Here is an 18,978-nt window from a genome sequence, read left to right as displayed (position 1 = left end):
CACAGGCCGAGCCGACGCCACGCGTTCGATATGCCATGTCAGAGAAGTGGAATAGGGCGGAGTTATCCAAAGAGCCGAGGCCTCTACGGAGAAACAAGCTATAGCCCCGTGATCTACCCGGTTAGGTTTCGTGGCGTTTCACGTGAAACATTCCGGTGAACTTGCTGGCAGCCAGCCCCTGCAGTGGTTGCCGATACGCCCGATCAGATCCGCGAACGGTTTTCTCGGAACTAGAGGCGGGGGAGGGGAAGTCGTTCGAGGATCGGCGATTTGGTTAACGAGGAACGGTAAGCCCGAGATATGTCGGCAACCAACGCCCTATCGTTTCACGTGAAACCGACATCGCCACTTCCACACCCGCTGCCCCGGGCAATTGAGTGGTGGGGATCGGGGGCACTCTGGCGAAGCGACTTTCAGGTGGAGCACAGCCGAGTGCCGCCGATCCCCACTGCCCGGATGGTCGAGAGGACGGCGCGATGTTGGCACCCAGTGGTTTTGGCGTGCCCCACATAGCATTCATACGAGTGAGGGCAGGGGCCAATTTGGGAATCCCGGCGGAGCGGTGAATCGTCGGCGCTAGTTCACCGACCGCTTCGATGTTTCACGTGAAACAGTGTCACGATCATCGCGCGGGCGGCTGGCCCCGGGCAATTGAGTGGTGGGGATCGGGGGCACTCTTGGCGAAGCGACTTTCAGGTGGAGCACAGCCGAGTGCCACCGATTCCCACTGCCCGGATGGTCGAGAGGACGGCGCGATGTTGGCACCCAGTGGTTTTAGCATGCCCCACATAGCATTCATACGAGCGAGGGCAGGGGCCGAATTGGGAATCCCGGCGGAGCGGTGAATCGTCGGCGCTAGTTCACCGACCGCTTCGATGTTTCACGTGAAACAGTGTCACGATCATCGCGCGGGCGGCTGGCCCCGGGCAATTGAGTGGTGGGGATCGGGGGCACTCTTGGCGAAGCGACTTTCAGGTGGAGCACAGCCGAGTGCCACCGATTCCCACTGCCCGGATGGTCGAGAGGACGGCGCGATGTTGGCACCCAGTGGTTTTAGCATGCCGCACATAGCATTCATACGAGCGAGGGCAGGGACTGATATTGGAGGTCTGGCGGAGTGCTGAATAGTCGGCTCGAATCGACCGACCGCTTCGATGTTTCACGTGAAACAGTGCCACGATCATCGCGGGGGCGGCTGGCCCTGGGCAATTGAGTGGTGGGGATCGGGGGCATTCTGGCGAAGCGACTTTTAAGTGGAGCACAGCCGAGTGCCCCCGATCCCCACTGCCCGGAAGCTTGTGGGTGCGACGAGGTGCTCGCACCGCAGGGTTTTTTCTCGCCTGAAGAACGGTCAACTCCCCGTCGAAGCATCAAAAGACATCAACGTTCCACGTGAAACACGAGTGCAGTTACAAATGATGCATCGCAATACCGCTATAATTCCGCAATTACCGAATCCAGAGAGTTTGCCGTCAGCGGCAATATTGCGATGCTTTATCCGACCGAGTTTGACGTGATCGTGGTGGGTGGCGGCCATGCCGGTACCGAGGCTGCGCTCGCCTCGGCCCGCATGGGCTGTAAGACACTTCTACTCACCCACAATATCGAGACGCTCGGCCAGATGAGCTGCAATCCCTCCATCGGTGGGATCGGCAAAGGCCACCTCGTCAAAGAGGTGGATGCGCTCGGCGGCGCGATGGCTGCCGCTACCGACGAGGGCGGGATTCAGTTTCGTATTCTAAATTCGTCCAAAGGGCCCGCCGTTCGTGCGACCCGTGCTCAGGCCGACCGGCTTCTCTACAAGCAAGCCATCCGCCATCGCCTCGAGAATCAGCCGAATTTATGGCTCTTCCAACAAGCCGTGGAAGATCTTATTGTCGAAGGCGACCGCGTTGTCGGGGCGATCACGCAAGTCGGACTGCGCTTCCGCGCCCGTGCTGTGGTGCTCACCGCAGGGACTTTCCTCGACGGCAAGATTCACGTCGGTCTGAACAACTACGTCGGCGGCCGTGCCGGTGATCCCGCTGCCATCAGCCTCTCCGCGCGCCTGAAAGAGTTGAAGTTGCCGCAAGGTCGGTTGAAGACGGGTACGCCGCCGCGTATCGACGGACGTTCCATCGATTTTTCCGTCCTCGAAGCACAACCAGGTGACCTGGATCCGGTGCCGGTTTTCTCGTTCCTCGGACGCCCCGAACAGCACCCGCGCCAAGTACCGTGCTGGGTCACACATACCAACGAACGGACGCACGACATCATCCGTGGCGGCCTCGATCGTTCGCCGATGTACACGGGCGTCATCGAAGGCGTCGGGCCGCGCTATTGCCCGTCCATCGAAGATAAGATCCATCGCTTTGCCGATAAGACGTCCCATCAGATCTATCTCGAACCGGAAGGTCTGACGACCAACGAGTACTACCCGAACGGTATCTCCACCAGCCTGCCTTTCGATGTGCAACTGGAACTCGTCCGCTCGATGAAGGGGATGGAGAACGCCTACATTCTGCGTCCCGGCTACGCCATCGAGTACGACTACTTCGATCCGCGCGGTCTGCGCAGTTCGCTGGAAACCCGCGTGATTTCGGGACTGTTCTTTGCCGGACAGATCAATGGCACCACCGGCTACGAAGAAGCCGCCGCACAGGGGCTGCTCGCTGGTATCAACGCCGCACTGCAAGTGCAGGGCCGCGAAGCCTGGTGTCCGCGTCGCGATCAGGCCTACCTTGGTGTGCTGGTCGACGATCTGATCACTCGAGGCGTGTCCGAGCCGTATCGCATGTTCACCAGCCGCGCGGAATATCGCCTGTCGCTGCGTGAAGACAACGCGGATATGCGTCTGACGGAAGTGGGCCGCGAATTAGGCGTTGTCGACGATATTCGGTGGGAAGCGTTCTGTCGCAAGCGCGATGCTGTTTCACGTGAAACAGAACGTCTCAAATCGACGTGGGTGAATCCGAAGACGTTCCCGGCGGAAGATGCGGTGCCGCTGCTCGGTAAAGCCATCGATCATGAGTATTCGCTGGCCGACCTGCTCCGCCGTCCGGAAGTCGGCTACGACGCGCTGATGGCAGTGCAGGGCGGTCGTCTCGCGCCCGAGGCCGCGCTGTCGGACGACGTACTGCAAGCCAACCAGATTCGCGAGCAGATCGAGATTGCGGTCAAGTATCAGGGCTACATTGACCGTCAGGCCGACGAGATCGTGCGCAAGGAAGCGAACGAGAACACGGTGCTGCCCGCCAGCATCGATTACAACGACGTTCGCGGCCTGTCGATCGAGGTGCGTCAGAAGCTGAACGCACAACGACCGGAAACGCTGGGTCAGGCCTCGCGCATTTCCGGCGTTACGCCCGCGGCGATCTCGCTGCTCATGATCCACCTGAAGAAGGGACTCGGACGCCGTCGCGCGTCAGGGGAAGCGACGGCGGACACCGATGTTGCCACTGATGGCGACACCGGCGGTCAGCACGCTGCCTGACGCGGAGACCTCATGACTGCTCCGCGTAATGCCGCACAAGGCGGCAACGAACTCGCTACTTTGTTGGCTGACGGCATCGAACAGCTCGGTCTGACGATCGGTGCCGAGCAACAAGCACGCCTGCTCGACTATCAGATGCTGCTGGCGAAGTGGAATGCCTCGCTGCAAATGACCTCGATCCGCGATCCGCGACAGATGGTCGTCAAGCATTTGCTCGATTCGCTCTCGATTCTGCCGCGACTGGATTGTGAGCCGATTTCACGTGTGTTGGATGTCGGTTCGGGCGGCGGCCTGCCCGGTGTGGTGCTGGCGATTGTGCGTCCGGACTGGCAAGTGACGGTGAACGACATCGTTCACAAGAAAACCGCCTTTCTGACGCAAGCCCGTGCCACGTTCAAGCTGACCAATCTGACGGTCGTGACCGGCCGGGTTGAGTCGCTCGTCGTCGGCAAAGAAGTGCCCGCACCGTTCGATGCCATCGTCTCGCGCGCCTTCGCCGAATTGAACGACTTCGTCACGCTCGGCCGTAACTTGCTGGCCCCCGGTGGCAGCTTCTGGGCGATGAAGGGCGTGGCGGCCGAAAGCGAACTGACGTTGCCTGATGGCTACGCGCTGGTCGAACGGCTGGCGCTGAACGTGCCATTTCTCGACGCCGAGCGTCATCTGCTCCGCGTGAAGGTGGCGGCATGACCCGCGTGACACGTTGGACCGGCGCTGTGATGGTCGGATTGTCGGTGGTGGCTGCCGTGGCCTGGGCGCAATCCGGGCAGGAATCGCTCACGACGCGCGTGCGTCCCGTGCAAAAGATCGATAAGGCGCGCTATGTCGGCACCTGGTACGAAATAGCACGCTACCCGAATTTCTTCGAGCGAAAATGTGTGTCGGACGTGACCGCAGAATACGTGGCGCGTCCGGACGGCAAGATCGAAGTCACCAACAAGTGTCGTAAGGAAGATGGCACCTGGGTGAGCGATACCGGTCTGGCACGTACGGATGGGCAGGGCACAGGCACCGCACGCTTCAAAGTGACGTTTGCACCGGACTGGTTGCGCTGGATTCCCTGGCTTTGGGCCAACTACTGGGTTATCGTGCTCGACGGTGACTATCAGTATGCCGCTGTCGGAGAGCCAGGGCGGGAGTATCTTTGGATCCTTTCGCGCTCGCCAAAGATCGACGACGACACGCTGAATCAAATGCGTGCCCAGTTGCGCAAGCAAGGCTACGACACCGACAAACTGGTGTTGACGCCGCAAAAGGCCAGTGCACCCTGAGCACCTTCGGCAATAACTGAGCTTTGCTCAGATAATCGAATTAGCGGGATGCATCCGCTACGGGCAGCATGAAGCGTTCGCGCCCGGACTTGCATCCCGGCACCATCTGCATCAATCGCATCAACACGGCAGCAATCGGAGGACTACATCGGCATGGCGAAAATTTTCTGCGTGGCCAATCAGAAGGGCGGCGTCGGCAAGACGACCACCACGGTGAACCTCGCTGCCGGACTGGCGTCGCACGGGCAGCGTGTCTTGTTGGTCGATCTGGACCCCCAGGGCAATGCGACGATGGGTAGTGGCATCGACAAGGCCGCGCTCGAGACGAGTATCTATGAAGTGCTGGTTGACGGCATCGACGTGAGCGCGAGCTGCCAGCGTTCGGAGTCCGGCAACTACGATGTGGTGCCTGCGAACCGTGAACTGGCCGGTGCCGACGTGGAGCTCGTGTCGCTCGAAAATCGCGATACGCGCCTGAAGCAGGCGCTTGAGAAGGTCGACGACGCCTACGATTTCGTCCTCATCGATTGCCCGCCGACGCTCTCGCTGCTTACGCTCAACGGCCTGTGCGCCGCGCACGGCGTGATCATTCCGATGCAGTGCGAATATTTCGCGCTCGAAGGGCTGTCCGATCTTGTCAACACGATCAAGCAGGTGCACGCGAATCTGAACCGCGACCTGAAGGTGATCGGCCTTTTGCGCGTGATGTTCGATCCGCGTATCACGCTTCAGCAACAAGTCTCGGAGCAGCTCAAGGAGCACTTCGGCGACAAGGTTTTCAACGCGATCATCCCGCGCAATGTGCGACTCGCCGAAGCGCCGAGTTACGGCATGCCGGGTGTCGTCTTCGATCCCGCTTCGCGCGGCGCGAAGGCGTATCTGCAATTCGGCGCGGAAATGATCGCGCGCATTCAAACTATGTAAGGCGCATTCGCGCAGGAACGCATTGTCATGGCGACCAAGACCAACGCACTGAAAAAAAAGGGCCTGGGCCGCGGCCTCGAAGCGCTGCTGGGCGCTCACGCCGATAACCACAACGGCGCGACCGAGGCGAGTGCCGAAGGCGCGCCGTCGGTGATGGCGCTCGATCGCCTTCAGGCAGGCAAGTATCAACCGCGTACGCGCATGGACGAAGGCGCGCTGCAGGAACTCGCCGCGAGCATTCGCGCGCAAGGTCTGATGCAGCCGATTCTGGTGCGTCGTGTCGATGGTGAGAAGTACGAAATTATTGCGGGCGAGCGACGTTTTCGCGCTGCACGTCTCGCTGGCCTTTCCGAAGTGCCGGTGCTCGTGCGCGATGTTCCCGATGAAGCCGCCGCCGCGATGGCGCTCATCGAGAACATTCAACGCGAAGATCTGAATCCGCTCGAAGAAGCGCAGGGCATTCAACGTCTGCTCGGCGAATTCAATTACACCCACGAGCAAGCCGCCGAATCGCTGGGACGTTCGCGCAGCGCAGTGTCGAACCTGCTGCGTCTGCTGAACCTCGCGAATCCCGTGCAAACGATGCTGCTCGCTGGCGATCTCGACATGGGCCATGCGCGCGCGCTGCTCGCCGTCGACGCGGCCACGCAGATCACGCTCGCCAACCAGGTGGTGAACAAGCGTCTGTCGGTGCGCGACACGGAACGCATCGTGAACGCATCGCTCAAGCCGCAGGGCGATGGCATTCGTCGCCGCTCGGCAGAAGAGGGCGGTCGCGATGTGACACGCCTCGAAGAGGAACTCTCGGATCTGCTCGCGTCGAACGTCAAGATCAAGGTCGGCCGCAAAGGGGCCGGACAATTGACGATCGAGTTCGGCAGTCTCGATGCACTCGACGGTATCCTCGCGCGCATTCGTGCCGAGTAATTTCGGTATCCTGACTATACTCTCGTGAGCGATCCGTCCGATGATCCGCTAGCGGCGTCGGAAGGGACGTCGAGTGCGGCACCGCACCCGCACGTCGCATCAGGTGTTGTGCGAGTCAGGCATGTTTTGCATGCGACGTTTGAGCGCGTGCGAAGCGATCGCGTGCTGCTCATCCTGCTGATCGCCTTCGTCGTGCTTCAGATCGCGAAGCCCGCAAGCGTTGGCGAGCTGTTCGCGCGCATCGACCAGCACACGATTCTGACGCTCGCCGGTTTGCTGATGCTCACGCGGGCCATCGATCAGAGCGGGTTTCTCGATTGGCTCGCACAACGATTGCTGCGCGCGTTTCGCACTGAACGTCGTCTTGCATTGTTGATGGTCACCTTCGCTGCGGCACTGTCGACGCTGCTGACCAACGACGTCGCGCTCTTCGCCGTGGTGCCGCTCGCGCAGTCGCTCGCACGGATCGCCCCCGTGCGCATCGAGCGACTGATCATTTTCCTCGCACTGGCCGTCAATGCCGGTTCAAGTCTCACGCCGCTCGGCAACCCGCAGAACCTCTTCCTCTGGCAACACAGCGGTATGGGCTTCGGTGCCTATGTCGTCATGATGACGCCCGTGACGCTCGGGCTCATGGCCTTGTTGCTCGTCGTTTGCGCTTTCGCCTTCGATTCGCGCGCGCTGCACTTTCAGCGACGTGGTCCCGCACACGATGTGCGCTGGCCGTTGCTATGGATCGCGCTCGCTTTGTTCGTCGCTTTCGTGGCGATGGCCGATCATGGGTTCGCCGCGTGGGCATGCGCGGGCGTTGCGGCGGTGCTACTGATTGCGCGTCGCAATGCAGTGCTGGGCATCGACTGGCTGCTGCTGGCGATCTTCGTGCTGATGTTCGTGGTGTTGCGCGGTGTGGCCGGTTTGCCGGACGTTCGTACGGCGCTCGGGCATTTCGACTTCACTGGCAATGCGATGGCCTACGGCGGGGCTGCGGTGTTGTCACAATTCATCAGTAACGTGCCTGCAGCGATTCTGCTTGCCGAATACACGCAGAACTGGCCTGCGTTGGCGCATGGCGTCGCGGTCGGTGGTTTCGGGCTCGCTGTGGGGTCGCTCGCGAACCTGATTGCATTGCGCATGGCGAAATCGCAGAAGATCTGGTGGCACTTTCATTACCTTTCGATACCGTTTTATCTGGTGGCACTGCTCATCGGCTTTGTTGCTCTGAAATGGGTTTGAACGCGCACGGAACGTAGCCCAGTTGCGGGGAATGTGCGGCCTTTGCGCGTAATACCGCGCTGCACCATGAGGAAAATTGCACTCCGTGAGAGTTGCCGCCAAATCGAAGCATGCACTGTGCAGTTTCGGCGAATTTGTTGCGCGTTTAGATTGACTGGCCTTCGTAATTTCCCGTAAAATCTCGCGGGTTTAACTGCTTGAAGAGCCCATTCGTTTGCACGAGTCGGGCGGGGAGGCTACGAGATGACCGATCAAAACCGGTCGAACTTGGAACCGAAACCGCAAGCGCCGGCGCATGCAACAGAGGCTTGGGACGACGAGCAGGAGCAAGAAACTATCGTTCCGCTCACGCGTGCGCAGGCCGAGCGCCTGTTCGGTCCCGATGTGGGGCGCGCATCCCGTGTGACTCCATTCAGGGTGGTGGGAGCCCAGGTGCTGTTGTCGCTGATAGCGACACTGGCCTGGTGGTTGCTCTCGGCATCGCCACGAGACGCGGCGGTGTCTGCATGGCTGGGCGGAATGATTGGATGGATACCGGGCGCATTGTTTGCGCTGCGGTTAAGAATGTCAGGTGATCGCCTCTCCGTCGGTTCGTTAGTGATGGGAGAAGCGGTCAAGGTAGTTACGACGATCGCGTTGTTGGTGGCAGTAGCGTTCGGTTACCCCGGTGTGCAGTGGGTAGCGTTCCTGGTCACCTTCGTGCTTACGCTCAAGGCCTATTGGCTGGCGATGGCACTGAAGTAGCGGTGAGAAACCGCTCACGCGTCGACACGCTACCGTGTGCGGATTTTCATAATTGGGTGTTTGATCGCTATGTCAGTAGAAGCCGGCCACGCTCCGAACCCGTCGGAGTACATTTCGCACCACCTGCAGAACCTTGCGAGCTCGACTCAGACTAGCATCGTCGATTTCTCGATCATCAACTGGGACACCATGTTCTGGTCGATCGCGATGGGCGTTCTGGGCTGCTTCATTCTGTGGATGGCAGCACGCAAGGCAACCTCGGGCGTGCCGGGCCGTTTCCAGGCTGCGGTCGAAATGCTCGTCGAAATGGTCGAAGACCAGTCGAAGAGCATCGTGCACGGCAATCGTGCCTTCATCGCCCCGCTCGCGCTGACCGTGTTCGTCTGGGTCGCGCTCATGAACTCGCTGGACCTGCTGCCGGTCGATCTGCCGTCGAAGGTGATCGGCTGGGTGGGTCTGGATTCCATCATCACGCATCACCGTATCGTTCCGACGGCCGACCTTAACGGCACGCTCGGTATCGCGGTCGGCGTGCTCATTCTGATGCTGTACTACAGCTTCAAGATCAAGGGCGCCGGCGGCTTCATGCACGAGCTGTTCACCGCACCGTTCGGTAACCACTTCCTCCTGTGGATCCCGAACCTGCTGCTCAACATCATCGAATTCTGTGCCAAGACCGTGTCGCTCGGTATGCGACTGTTCGGCAATATGTACGCCGGCGAACTGGTGTTCCTGCTGATCGCTCTGCTGGGCGGTATCTGGAGCTTTGGCGCAGATGCGTCGGTGCTGGGTTTTGTCGGTCACATCATTGCCGGCACCGCATGGGCGATTTTCCACATCCTGATCGTGTTGCTCCAGGCGTTCATCATGATGATGTTGACGTTGGTGTATATCGGCCAGGCGCACGACCATCACTGATCGGTCGATGCGGTAGTTACGAGTTTTCCAAGTTTAGTTTTTCAAATTTTCAAGTTTTAAGTCTCTATCCATAAGGAGTAATCATGCAAGCTTTCATCGCCAACATCCAGGGTCTGACCGCTATCGGTATCGGTATCATCATCGGTCTGGGTGCTATCGGTGCCTGCCTGGGTATCGCACTGATGGGCGGCAAGTACATCGAAGCATGCGCACGTCAGCCTGAACTGATGAACCCGCTGCAAACGAAGATGTTCCTGCTGGCCGGCCTGATCGACGCTGCATTCCTGATCGGCGTGGGCGTTGCCATGCTGTTCGCCTTCGCGAACCCGCTGCTGTCGAAGCTCGCTTAAGTTACTTTCGGCCGGTCGCGCCATGACCCGCGCGGCCAACTGGACATGAACGGCGCGCCCAAGCCAGCAGGCATAATGGGGCGCGCTGTTTTGCCAATCGATTCGCATCACCGAAAGGAAACACCGTGAACATTAACGCAACTCTGTTCGCGCAAACCGTCGTGTTTCTGATCCTGGCGTGGTTCACGATGAAGTTCGTGTGGCCGCCGCTGATCAAGGCTATCGACGAACGCGCGAAGAAAATCGCTGACGGTCTGGCCGCTGCCGATAAGGGCAAGGCTGAACTGGAAGCCGCCAACAAGCGCTCCACGCAAGCCCTCGCGGAAGCCCGCGACGAAGGCGCGAAGCGTATTGCCGACGCCGAGAAGCGCGCTCAGGCCGTGGCCGAAGAGATCAAGACGCAGGCGCAAGCCGAAGCGGCTCGTATCATCGCCAACGCCAAAGCAGAAGCCGAGAATCAGGCCGTCAAGGTCCGTGAATCGCTGCGCGAAGACGTGGCTGGTCTGGCAGTGAAGGGCGCCGAGCAGATCCTGAAGCGTGAAGTCGACGCCAAGGCACACGCCGACCTGCTGAACCAACTCAAGGCAGAGCTCTGATCATGGCCGAACTCGCAACCATCGCTCGTCCGTATGCCGAAGCGTTGTTCCGCGTGGCCAAGTCCGGCGATCTGAATCGCTGGGCGCAGCTCGTGCGTGAACTGTCGCAAGTGGCAGCGCTGCCCGAAGTGGCCAACCTGGCCGACGATCCGAAAGTGACGCCGTCGCAAGTTGTCGACGTGCTGACCACTGCCGTGAAATCGACCGACGCCGAAGTGCGCAACTTCGTCGCCGCTGTGGTCGAAAACGGTCGTCTGGTTGCCATGCCGGAAATCGCCGAACAGTTCGAAGCGTTGAAGAACGCTGCTGCCGGTTCGGCAGACGCCACGATCGAAAGCGCCTTCCCGCTCGAAGGCGAGCAATTGACCTCGCTGGTCAAGGGCCTCGAGCACAAGTTCGGCTGCAAGCTCAACCCGAGCGTGACGGTAGACCCGTCGCTGATCGGCGGCGTGCGTGTGGTGGTTGGCGACGAGGTGCTGGACACTTCGGTGCGCGCCCGCCTGGCGGCTATGCGGACGTCGCTGACGGCCTGAGGCCGGCGCGAAACGCCTGCGAAGAATTGAATATCAGGAGCACATATGCAACTCAATCCCTCTGAAATCAGCGAACTGATCAAGAGCCGGATTCAAGGTCTCGATAGCGGCGCCGAAGTCCGTAACGAAGGCACCGTGATCTCGGTGACTGACGGCATCTGCCGCATTCACGGCCTGTCGGACGTGATGCAGGGCGAAATGCTGGAATTCCCGGGCAATACGTTCGGTCTGGCACTGAACCTCGAGCGCGACTCCGTCGGCGCCGTGATTTTGGGCGAATACGAGCACATCTCCGAAGGCGACACCGTCAAGTGCACGGGCCGCATTCTGGAAGTGCCGGTCGGCCCGGAACTGAAGGGCCGCGTCGTTGACGCACTGGGCCTGCCGATCGACGGCAAGGGTCCGATCAACGCGAAGGAAACCGACGCAATCGAAAAGATTGCCCCGGGCGTGATCTGGCGTAAGTCGGTCTCGCAGCCGCTGCAAACCGGTACGAAGGCTATCGACGCCATGGTGCCGATCGGCCGCGGCCAGCGTGAGCTGATCATTGGTGACCGTCAGACGGGTAAGACCGCTGTCGCCATCGACACGATCATTTCGCAGAAGGGCAAGGGCGTGACCTGCGTCTACGTCGCGATCGGCCAGAAGGCTTCGTCGATCATGAACGTGGTGCGCAAGCTCGAAGAGCACGGCGCGATGGAATACACGATCATCGTGACCGCCACCGCTTCGGACTCGGCCGCCATGCAGTTCATCGCACCGTACTCCGGTTGCACGATGGGCGAATACTTCCGCGATCGCGGCGAAGACGCGCTGATCATTTATGACGACTTGACCAAGCAAGCCTGGGCCTATCGTCAGATCTCGCTGCTGCTGCGCCGCCCGCCGGGCCGCGAAGCTTACCCGGGTGACGTGTTCTATCTCCACTCGCGTCTGCTTGAGCGTGCTGCCCGCGTCTCGGAAGAGTACGTCGAGAAGTTCACGAACGGCGCAGTCAAGGGCCAAAGCGGCTCGCTGACGGCACTGCCGATCATTGAAACGCAAGCCGGTGACGTGACCGCATTCGTTCCGACGAACGTGATCTCGATTACCGACGGCCAGATCTTCCTGGAAACCGACCTGTTCAACGCCGGTATCCGCCCCGCAATCAACGCCGGTATCTCGGTGTCGCGTGTGGGTGGTGCTGCTCAGACCAAGGTCATCAAGAAGCTGTCGGGCGGTATCCGTACCGACCTCGCACAGTACCGTGAGCTGGCTGCGTTCGCGCAGTTCGCCTCGGACCTGGACGAAGCTACCCGCAAGCAGCTCGAGCGCGGCCGCCGCGTGACGGAACTGCTCAAGCAGCCGCAATACGCGCCGCTGCAAGTGTGGGAACTGGCTGTGTCGCTGTTCGCCGCCAACAACGGCTATCTGGACGATCTCGACATCGCTCAGGTTCTGCCGTTCGAAAAGGGTCTGCGCGAAGTTCTGAAGACGAGCCATGGCGCGCTCATCGGCCGCATCGAAGAGACCAAAGATCTCTCGAAGGACGACGACGCTGCTCTGCACGCTGCGATCAAGGACTTCAAGAAGACCGGCGCTTACTAATCCGGTTGAATCGGCAACTATTCAACGGACCCGGGAAGGCGCGATGTTCAGGCAGCAACGAACGTCGCGCCGAGACAAGGAGTAAGCAATGGCTGGAATGAAGGAAATTCGCGGCAAGATCAAGAGCGTGCAAAACACGCGCAAGATCACCAAGGCCATGGAAATGGTGGCCGCGTCGAAGATGCGCAAGGCGCAGGAACGCATGCGTCATGCCCGGCCGTACGCTGACAAGGTGCGCCAGATCGCCGCGCATATGGGCCAGGCGAATCCGGAATACCACCACCCGTTCATGGTGAAGCATGCGGACGCGAAAGCGGCCGGCATCATCGTGGTGACGACGGACAAGGGCCTGTGCGGCGGCTTGAACACCAACGTGCTGCGTGCCGTGGTGAGCAAGATGAAGCAAATCGAAGCACAGGGCCTGAAGATCGAGGCCACCGCTATCGGCGGTAAGGGCTTCGGCTTCATGAACCGTATCGGCGCGAAGGTGGTATCGCACGTTGTGCAACTGGGCGACACGCCGCATCTGGACAAGCTGATCGGTGCTGTGAAGCTGCAGCTCGACGCGTATGCCGAAGGCAAGCTCGACGCCGTTTATCTGGCTTACAACCGCTTCGTCAACACGATGAAGCAGGAAGCCGTGGTCGAACAGCTGCTGCCGCTGCCCGAGAAGTTCGAAGGCGAGTCGGACGACGCGAGCGCCGTGCCGGCGCAGCACTCGTGGGACTACATCTACGAACCGGACGCGAAGACGGTCGTCGATGCCCTGCTGGTGCGTTACGTCGAAGCTGTCGTGTATCAGGCAGTCGCAGAGAACATGGCGTCGGAACAGTCCGCCCGCATGGTGGCCATGAAGGCCGCGTCGGACAATGCAAAGACCGTGATCGGTGAATTGCAGATGGTCTACAACAAGGGCCGTCAAGCAGCGATTACGAAGGAACTGTCCGAAATCGTGGGTGGCGCCGCCGCAGTTTAAGCGGTGGCACGGGCCGATGCGCCGCAAGGCGAAATGAATTTGAGTATCTAAAGGAAAAGCGATGAGTACTGCTTTGATTGAAGGCAAAATCGTACAGTGCATCGGCGCCGTTATCGACGTGGAATTCCCGCGCGAAAGCATGCCGAAGATCTACGACGCGCTCACCATGGAAGGTTCGGAACTGACGCTCGAAGTCCAGCAACAGCTGGGCGACGGTGTGGTTCGCACCATCTGTCTGGGTTCCTCCGAAGGCCTGCGCCGCGGTATGACGGTGCAAAACTCGGGTAAGCCGATCACGGTGCCGGTCGGTAAGCCGACGCTGGGCCGCATTATGGACGTGCTTGGCCGTCCGATCGACGAAGCCGGTCCGATCGCCCAGGAAAACACCCGTTCGATTCACCAGAAGGCTCCGGCATTCGACGAGCTGTCGCCGTCGACGGAACTGCTCGAAACCGGTATCAAGGTTATCGACTTGATCTGCCCGTTCGCCAAGGGCGGTAAGGTGGGTCTGTTCGGTGGCGCCGGTGTGGGCAAGACCGTGAACATGATGGAACTCATCAATAACATTGCCAAGGAACACGGCGGTTATTCGGTGTTTGCCGGTGTGGGCGAGCGTACCCGTGAAGGGAACGACTTCTACCACGAAATGAAGGACTCGAACGTTCTGGACAAGGTCGCACTGGTCTACGGCCAGATGAACGAGCCGCCGGGCAACCGTCTGCGCGTCGCACTGACCGGTCTGACGATGGCCGAGCACTTCCGTGACGAAGGTCGCGACGTGCTGTTCTTCGTGGACAACATCTACCGTTTCACGCTGGCCGGTACCGAAGTGTCGGCACTGCTCGGCCGTATGCCGTCGGCCGTGGGCTATCAGCCGACGCTGGCTGAAGAAATGGGTAAGCTGCAAGAGCGTATTACGTCGACCAAGACCGGCTCGATCACGTCGGTGCAAGCCGTGTACGTGCCTGCCGATGACTTGACCGACCCGTCGCCGGCAACCACCTTCGGTCACTTGGACGCCACCGTCGTTCTGTCGCGTGACATCGCCTCGCTGGGTATCTACCCGGCAGTCGACCCGCTCGACTCGACCTCGCGTCAGATCGACCCGAACGTGATTGGCGAAGAGCACTACGCGGTCACCCGTGGTGTGCAATCGACGCTGCAGCGTTACAAGGAATTGCGCGACATTATCGCGATTCTGGGTATGGACGAACTGTCGCCGGACGACAAGCTGGCCGTGGCCCGCGCTCGTAAGATCCAGCGTTTCCTGTCGCAGCCGTTCCACGTGGCAGAAGTGTTCACGGGCTCGCCGGGCAAGTACGTTCCGCTCAAGGAAACGATCCGCGGCTTCAAGATGATCGTCGACGGCGAATGTGACCACCTGCCGGAACAAGCGTTCTACATGGTTGGCACGATCGACGAAGCGTTCGAAAAAGCCAAGAAGATGCAGTAAACGGTTGAGTGCCGGGCGACGGCGGTGTCTCGCAAGAGGCGCCACCGCAGCTCGGCAGGTGACTGTTGCGGGGCGGGGTAGCGAGGCGAGGGCGGCAACGTCCGGACTGGCGCGCCTGCCGCTTCATCACACTCAACGGGAGCGATTATGGCAACCATTCACGTAGACGTCGTCAGCGCGGAAGAGCAGATCTTCTCGGGTAAGGCGAAGTTTGTCGCGCTGCCCGGCGAAGCCGGCGAGCTCGGCATTCTGCCGGGCCACACGCCGCTGATCACGCGCATCAAGCCGGGTGCGGTTCGCATCGAGGACGAAGCAGGCAACGAGGACTTCGTCTTCGTCGCAGGCGGCATTCTCGAAGTGCAGCCGGGCACGGTGACTGTGCTCGCCGACACCGCGATTCGCGGCAAGGATCTGGACGAAGCGAAGGCTAACGAAGCCAAGCGTCGTGCAGAAGAAGCAATGTCGAACAAGGATTCGAACATCGAGTACGCAACCGCTCAAGCCGAACTGGCCGAAGCGATCGCCCAACTCGCTGCAATCCAGAAGCTGCGTCGCACGAAGTAACACCGGCGTTGCGCTGGCCTCGCGCCGCGCAATGTCTGCGAAAGCCCCATACATGCGAATGTGTGGGGCTTTTGTTTTGCGTCGAGGTCTTGCGTGCCGTCGTGCTTGCGCCGAATGACGTGCGTCTTACCATTCACTCAGGGCCATCCCCACTCGATCCGTCACTCAAATTACGTTAACGTAAACGTCAACCCAGCGTGACGCGCTATTGTTATATGAAGCCGTTCATCGTCGCGCGACAGCATTCACCACTTCAGCATTGCTTCAGGAGACAAAAGCATGGAAAGCCGGGAAGGTGCGGGCGTTGTACCTCGTAATGGACTGTCGTATGTGAAGGGTGAGACCACCGTACCGCTTTCGACGTTGACGGTATTCGGACTGCTTGCCGAGACGGCGGCGAAGTTTCCCGAACGGCAGGCGGTCGTGTTCCGCGAGCAGGGCGTGGACTGGACGTGGCGTGAGTTCATCGCGCATGTCGACACCTTTGCCGCCGGCCTTATTGCGCTCGGGTTGAAGAAGGGCGACCGGGTGGGCATCTGGTCGCCCAATCGCGTCGAATGGCTGGTCACGCAGTTCGCCACCGCGCGCGCGGGCCTGATTCTCGTGAACATCAACCCGGCTTATCGGCTGGCCGAGCTGGAGTACGCGCTCAACAAGGTCGGTTGCAAGGTGCTGGTCGCGGCCGAGTCGTTCAAGTCGTCGCGCTATCTCGACATGCTCAACGTGCTGGCTCCCGAGTTGGTCGCGTGCGCCCCCGGCCAGCTGAAGTCGGAGAAACTTCCGACGCTGCGCACCATCATTCGCATGGGTATGGAGCACACGCCCGGCATGATGAACTTCAGCGACGTGGTGACGCTCGGTGCAGACGCCGACCTCGCCACGCTGCGCAAGATCTCCGACGCGCTCGACTGCTTCGACCCCATCAATATCCAGTTCACGAGCGGCACGACCGGCAACCCGAAGGGTGCCACGCTCACGCACCACAACATCGTCAACAACGGTCGTTACATCGCCATGGCGATGCGCTTCTCGGAGCACGACAGCCTGTGCATTCCGGTGCCGTTCTATCACTGCTTCGGCATGGTGCTGGCGGTGCTCGCCTGTGTGTCGACGGGCGCGACTATGGTCTTCCCCGGCGAAGCGTTCGATCCGAAGGCGACGATGGCCGCCGTCTCGGAGGAAAGCTGCACCGCGTTGCACGGCGTGCCGACGATGTTCATCGCGCAGCTCGATCATCCGGACTTCGGCAACTATCACTTCGACACGCTGCGCACCGGCATCATGGCTGGCTCGCCATGCCCCATCGAGACGATGAAGCGCGTGATCGACCAGATGCACATGAGCGAAGTGACGATCGCTTACGGCATGACGGAAACGAGCCCGGTGTCGTTCCAGACCACTACGACCGACCCGCTGGACAAGCGCGTGACGACCGTCGGCCGCGTGCAGCCGCACCTGGAAGTAAAGCTGGTCGATGTCGCGGGCGAGATCGTGCCGGTCGGCGAGAAGGGCGAGCTGTGCACGAAGGGCTACTCGGTGATGCAGGGCTACTGGGACGATGAGCCACGCACGCGCGAAGCGATTCGCGACGGCTGGATGCACACGGGCGACCTAGCGACGCTCGACGAGGACGGCTATTGCAACATCGTCGGCCGCGTGAAGGACATGCTCATTCGTGGCGGCGAAAACATCTACCCGCGCGAAATTGAGGAGTTTCTGTTCCGTCACCCGAAGGTGCAGGCGGTGCAGGTGTTCGGTGTGCCCGACGCGAAGTACGGTGAGGAAGTCTGCGCCTGGATCGTGCTCAAACCGGGGCAGAGCGCGACGGAGGACGACATCCGCGCCTTCTGCAAAGATCAGATCGCGCACTACAAAATCCCGCGTTACATCCGTTTTGTCGACGAAATGCCGATGACGGTGACGGGCAAAGTGCAGAAGTTCATCATGCGCGAGAAGATGGTCGAATCGCTTGGGTTGCGCGAAGAGAAGACGGCCTGACGGCATCGCTGCCGAATGAAGGCATCAGGGCAGGGGATCGATCGGACGATATCCCTGCCCAATTTTTAAGCGAACTCGGGGCGAATGCCGTATCATTCGGGATTACCCTAGGCCTCGCCCAATGTCCGCTGCCACGGCGTCCGCGCCCTCCCACACCTTCCGTACCGTTTTCATCCTCGGCATTCTGTCGGCCATCGGCTCGCTGTCGATCGACATGTATCTGCCTGCGCTGCCGAGCATCGCGCGCGAACTGAACACGACGGATGCAGCGGCGCAATTCTCCCTCGCATCGTTCTTCATCGGGCTCGGCCTCGGCCAGTTGCTGCACGGCCCGCTCGCCGACCGGTACGGACGCAAGCGTCCGCTCTACGCCGGACTGGCGCTCTACACGCTCGCGTCTGCCGGATGCGCGCTCGCCCCCAACATCGAAACGCTGATCGTCAGCCGCTTCATCCAGGCGGTTGGCGGATGTGCCTGTTTCGTGATCGCCCGGGCCATGGCGCGCGACCTGTTCGATACGTCGACGGTGGCGCGTGTGCTGTCGCGCATGACGCTCATCATGGGTGCCGCGCCTATCCTCGCCCCGTTGATCGGCGGGCAGGTGCTGATGTTCGTGGGCTGGCGCTGGATCTTCTGGGGGCTGACGGTCTTCGGTGCGATGTGCTTCGGCATGGCGGCCTACTGGCTGCCGGAGACGCGTCAGGCCGCGAAGCAGGCGCGCAACTGGCTGATGACGGCGTGGCACAACTACGGCACTTTGCTGCGCGACCGCGAATTCATGGGCAATGCGCTGGCCGGCGGCGTGTCGCAGGCGGGCATGTTCGCGTACATCACGGGCTCGCCGTTCGTCTTCATCAATCTGTACGGCGTTGATCCGGCCCATTACGGCTGGCTGTTCGGGCTGAACGCCTGCGGGATCATCGGCGGTTCGCAGATCAACGCGTATCTGTTACGTACGCGGCGTCCGGCCGACGTGTTGCGTCGTACCAACAATCTGGTCGCGATTCTCGGTCTGCTGATGCTTGCCGTGGCGGCGCTCAGGCTTGGCGGGCTGATCGGATTGATGGTGCCGTTGTTCGCTTTCGTCACGAGCCTCGGCTTCTCGCAGCCGAACGCTATCGCCGAAGCACTCAACCGGCAGCACCAGCGTGCCGGTGCGGCGTCTGCCTTGTTGGGCGCGCTGCAATTCCTCGCGGCCGCCAGCGCCGGTGCGGCGGTTGGCCTGCTGCACGCCCGCTCGGCGGTGCCGATGGCGGCCGTCATGGCGATATGCGGTGTGCTGTCGTGGGGCTTCCACACGGTGCTGATCCGACGCGCTAAACCCGCACTGCCGCCCGCAGCAGACGCGGCCTGAGCGACACGCGCCAAAGACATCCCGAACACCTTCTGAACGCCGTCCAAACGCATCACGCGTAACATTTCTCGCAGTGTC

Annotated in this window: 17 protein-coding genes; all 17 read left to right on the top strand. The window is 60.8% G+C overall.

The annotated features are described in order from the left end of the window. Positions 1-1,489: 1,489 nt before the first annotated feature. The 17 genes from mnmG to PCO31010_RS07335 all read left to right on the top strand — a co-directional run bounded on the left by mnmG (position 1,490) and on the right by PCO31010_RS07335 (position 18,900). On the top strand, positions 1,490-3,472 hold the full coding sequence (gene mnmG / locus PCO31010_RS07415; protein ID WP_150663700.1) for a tRNA uridine-5-carboxymethylaminomethyl(34) synthesis enzyme MnmG: 1,983 nt from the start codon (positions 1,490-1,492) through the stop codon (positions 3,470-3,472). A 12-nt stretch (positions 3,473-3,484) separates the two neighbouring features. Beyond that, the gene (rsmG, locus tag PCO31010_RS07410; RefSeq protein WP_150663699.1) at positions 3,485-4,162 is read left to right on the top strand and encodes a 16S rRNA (guanine(527)-N(7))-methyltransferase RsmG; all 678 of its coding nucleotides are present in this window, start codon (positions 3,485-3,487) and stop codon (positions 4,160-4,162) included. Continuing rightward, a complete protein-coding gene (locus PCO31010_RS07405; RefSeq protein WP_150663698.1) occupies positions 4,159-4,743 on the top strand; it encodes a lipocalin family protein in 585 nt (194 codons plus the stop codon). The genes rsmG and PCO31010_RS07405 overlap by 4 nt, the downstream gene beginning before the upstream one ends. A gap of 153 nt (positions 4,744-4,896) precedes the next feature. Then, positions 4,897-5,667 (top strand): ParA family protein, encoded by a 771-nt coding sequence (locus PCO31010_RS07400; protein ID WP_150663697.1) that lies wholly within the window; start codon positions 4,897-4,899, stop codon positions 5,665-5,667. A 27-nt stretch (positions 5,668-5,694) separates the two neighbouring features. Beyond that, positions 5,695-6,594 carry a ParB/RepB/Spo0J family partition protein gene (locus PCO31010_RS07395; protein ID WP_150663696.1) on the top strand — a complete coding sequence of 300 codons (900 nt, stop codon included), beginning with the start codon at positions 5,695-5,697 and terminating at the stop codon, positions 6,592-6,594. A gap of 147 nt (positions 6,595-6,741) precedes the next feature. Continuing rightward, on the top strand, positions 6,742-7,827 hold the full coding sequence (locus PCO31010_RS07390; RefSeq protein ID WP_246184498.1) for an SLC13 family permease: 1,086 nt from the start codon (positions 6,742-6,744) through the stop codon (positions 7,825-7,827). 243 nt (positions 7,828-8,070) lie between these two features. Continuing rightward, entirely contained in the window at positions 8,071-8,571 is a 501-nt protein-coding gene (locus tag PCO31010_RS07385) for an ATP synthase subunit I (protein WP_150663694.1), read from the top strand. Between the two features lie 69 nt (positions 8,572-8,640). Beyond that, positions 8,641-9,489, top strand: coding sequence for a F0F1 ATP synthase subunit A (gene atpB / locus PCO31010_RS07380; protein WP_150663693.1), 849 nt, complete (start codon positions 8,641-8,643; stop codon positions 9,487-9,489). Positions 9,490-9,572: 83 nt separating this feature from the next. Beyond that, positions 9,573-9,839, top strand: a complete 267-nt coding sequence (gene atpE / locus PCO31010_RS07375; protein ID WP_010807762.1) for a F0F1 ATP synthase subunit C — start codon at positions 9,573-9,575, stop codon at positions 9,837-9,839. A gap of 125 nt (positions 9,840-9,964) precedes the next feature. Then, positions 9,965-10,435, top strand: a complete 471-nt coding sequence (locus PCO31010_RS07370; RefSeq protein ID WP_039394107.1) for a F0F1 ATP synthase subunit B — start codon at positions 9,965-9,967, stop codon at positions 10,433-10,435. Positions 10,436-10,437: 2 nt separating this feature from the next. Then, the gene (locus tag PCO31010_RS07365; protein ID WP_150578084.1) at positions 10,438-10,968 is read left to right on the top strand and encodes a F0F1 ATP synthase subunit delta; all 531 of its coding nucleotides are present in this window, start codon (positions 10,438-10,440) and stop codon (positions 10,966-10,968) included. A gap of 45 nt (positions 10,969-11,013) precedes the next feature. Next, entirely contained in the window at positions 11,014-12,555 is a 1,542-nt protein-coding gene (gene atpA / locus PCO31010_RS07360; RefSeq protein WP_150578083.1) for a F0F1 ATP synthase subunit alpha, read from the top strand. Positions 12,556-12,643: 88 nt separating this feature from the next. Next, on the top strand, positions 12,644-13,531 hold the full coding sequence (gene atpG / locus PCO31010_RS07355; protein WP_150663692.1) for a F0F1 ATP synthase subunit gamma: 888 nt from the start codon (positions 12,644-12,646) through the stop codon (positions 13,529-13,531). Positions 13,532-13,592: 61 nt separating this feature from the next. Further along, the gene (gene atpD / locus PCO31010_RS07350; protein WP_150663691.1) at positions 13,593-14,984 is read left to right on the top strand and encodes a F0F1 ATP synthase subunit beta; all 1,392 of its coding nucleotides are present in this window, start codon (positions 13,593-13,595) and stop codon (positions 14,982-14,984) included. Positions 14,985-15,131: 147 nt separating this feature from the next. Beyond that, complete coding sequence (locus PCO31010_RS07345; protein ID WP_039394093.1) at positions 15,132-15,548, top strand: F0F1 ATP synthase subunit epsilon; 417 nt, start codon at positions 15,132-15,134, stop codon at positions 15,546-15,548. A 279-nt stretch (positions 15,549-15,827) separates the two neighbouring features. Beyond that, positions 15,828-17,546 (top strand): AMP-binding protein, encoded by a 1,719-nt coding sequence (locus PCO31010_RS07340; RefSeq protein WP_150663690.1) that lies wholly within the window; start codon positions 15,828-15,830, stop codon positions 17,544-17,546. A 121-nt stretch (positions 17,547-17,667) separates the two neighbouring features. Further along, positions 17,668-18,900 carry a Bcr/CflA family multidrug efflux MFS transporter gene (locus tag PCO31010_RS07335; RefSeq protein ID WP_150663689.1) on the top strand — a complete coding sequence of 411 codons (1,233 nt, stop codon included), beginning with the start codon at positions 17,668-17,670 and terminating at the stop codon, positions 18,898-18,900. Positions 18,901-18,978: the final 78 nt, after the last annotated feature.

Source organism: Pandoraea commovens (assembly GCF_902459615.1).
GTDB lineage: Bacteria > Pseudomonadota > Gammaproteobacteria > Burkholderiales > Burkholderiaceae > Pandoraea > Pandoraea commovens.
The sequence above is the reverse complement of the archived record's forward strand: the minus strand, read 5'-3'. Positions and strand labels throughout refer to the sequence as shown.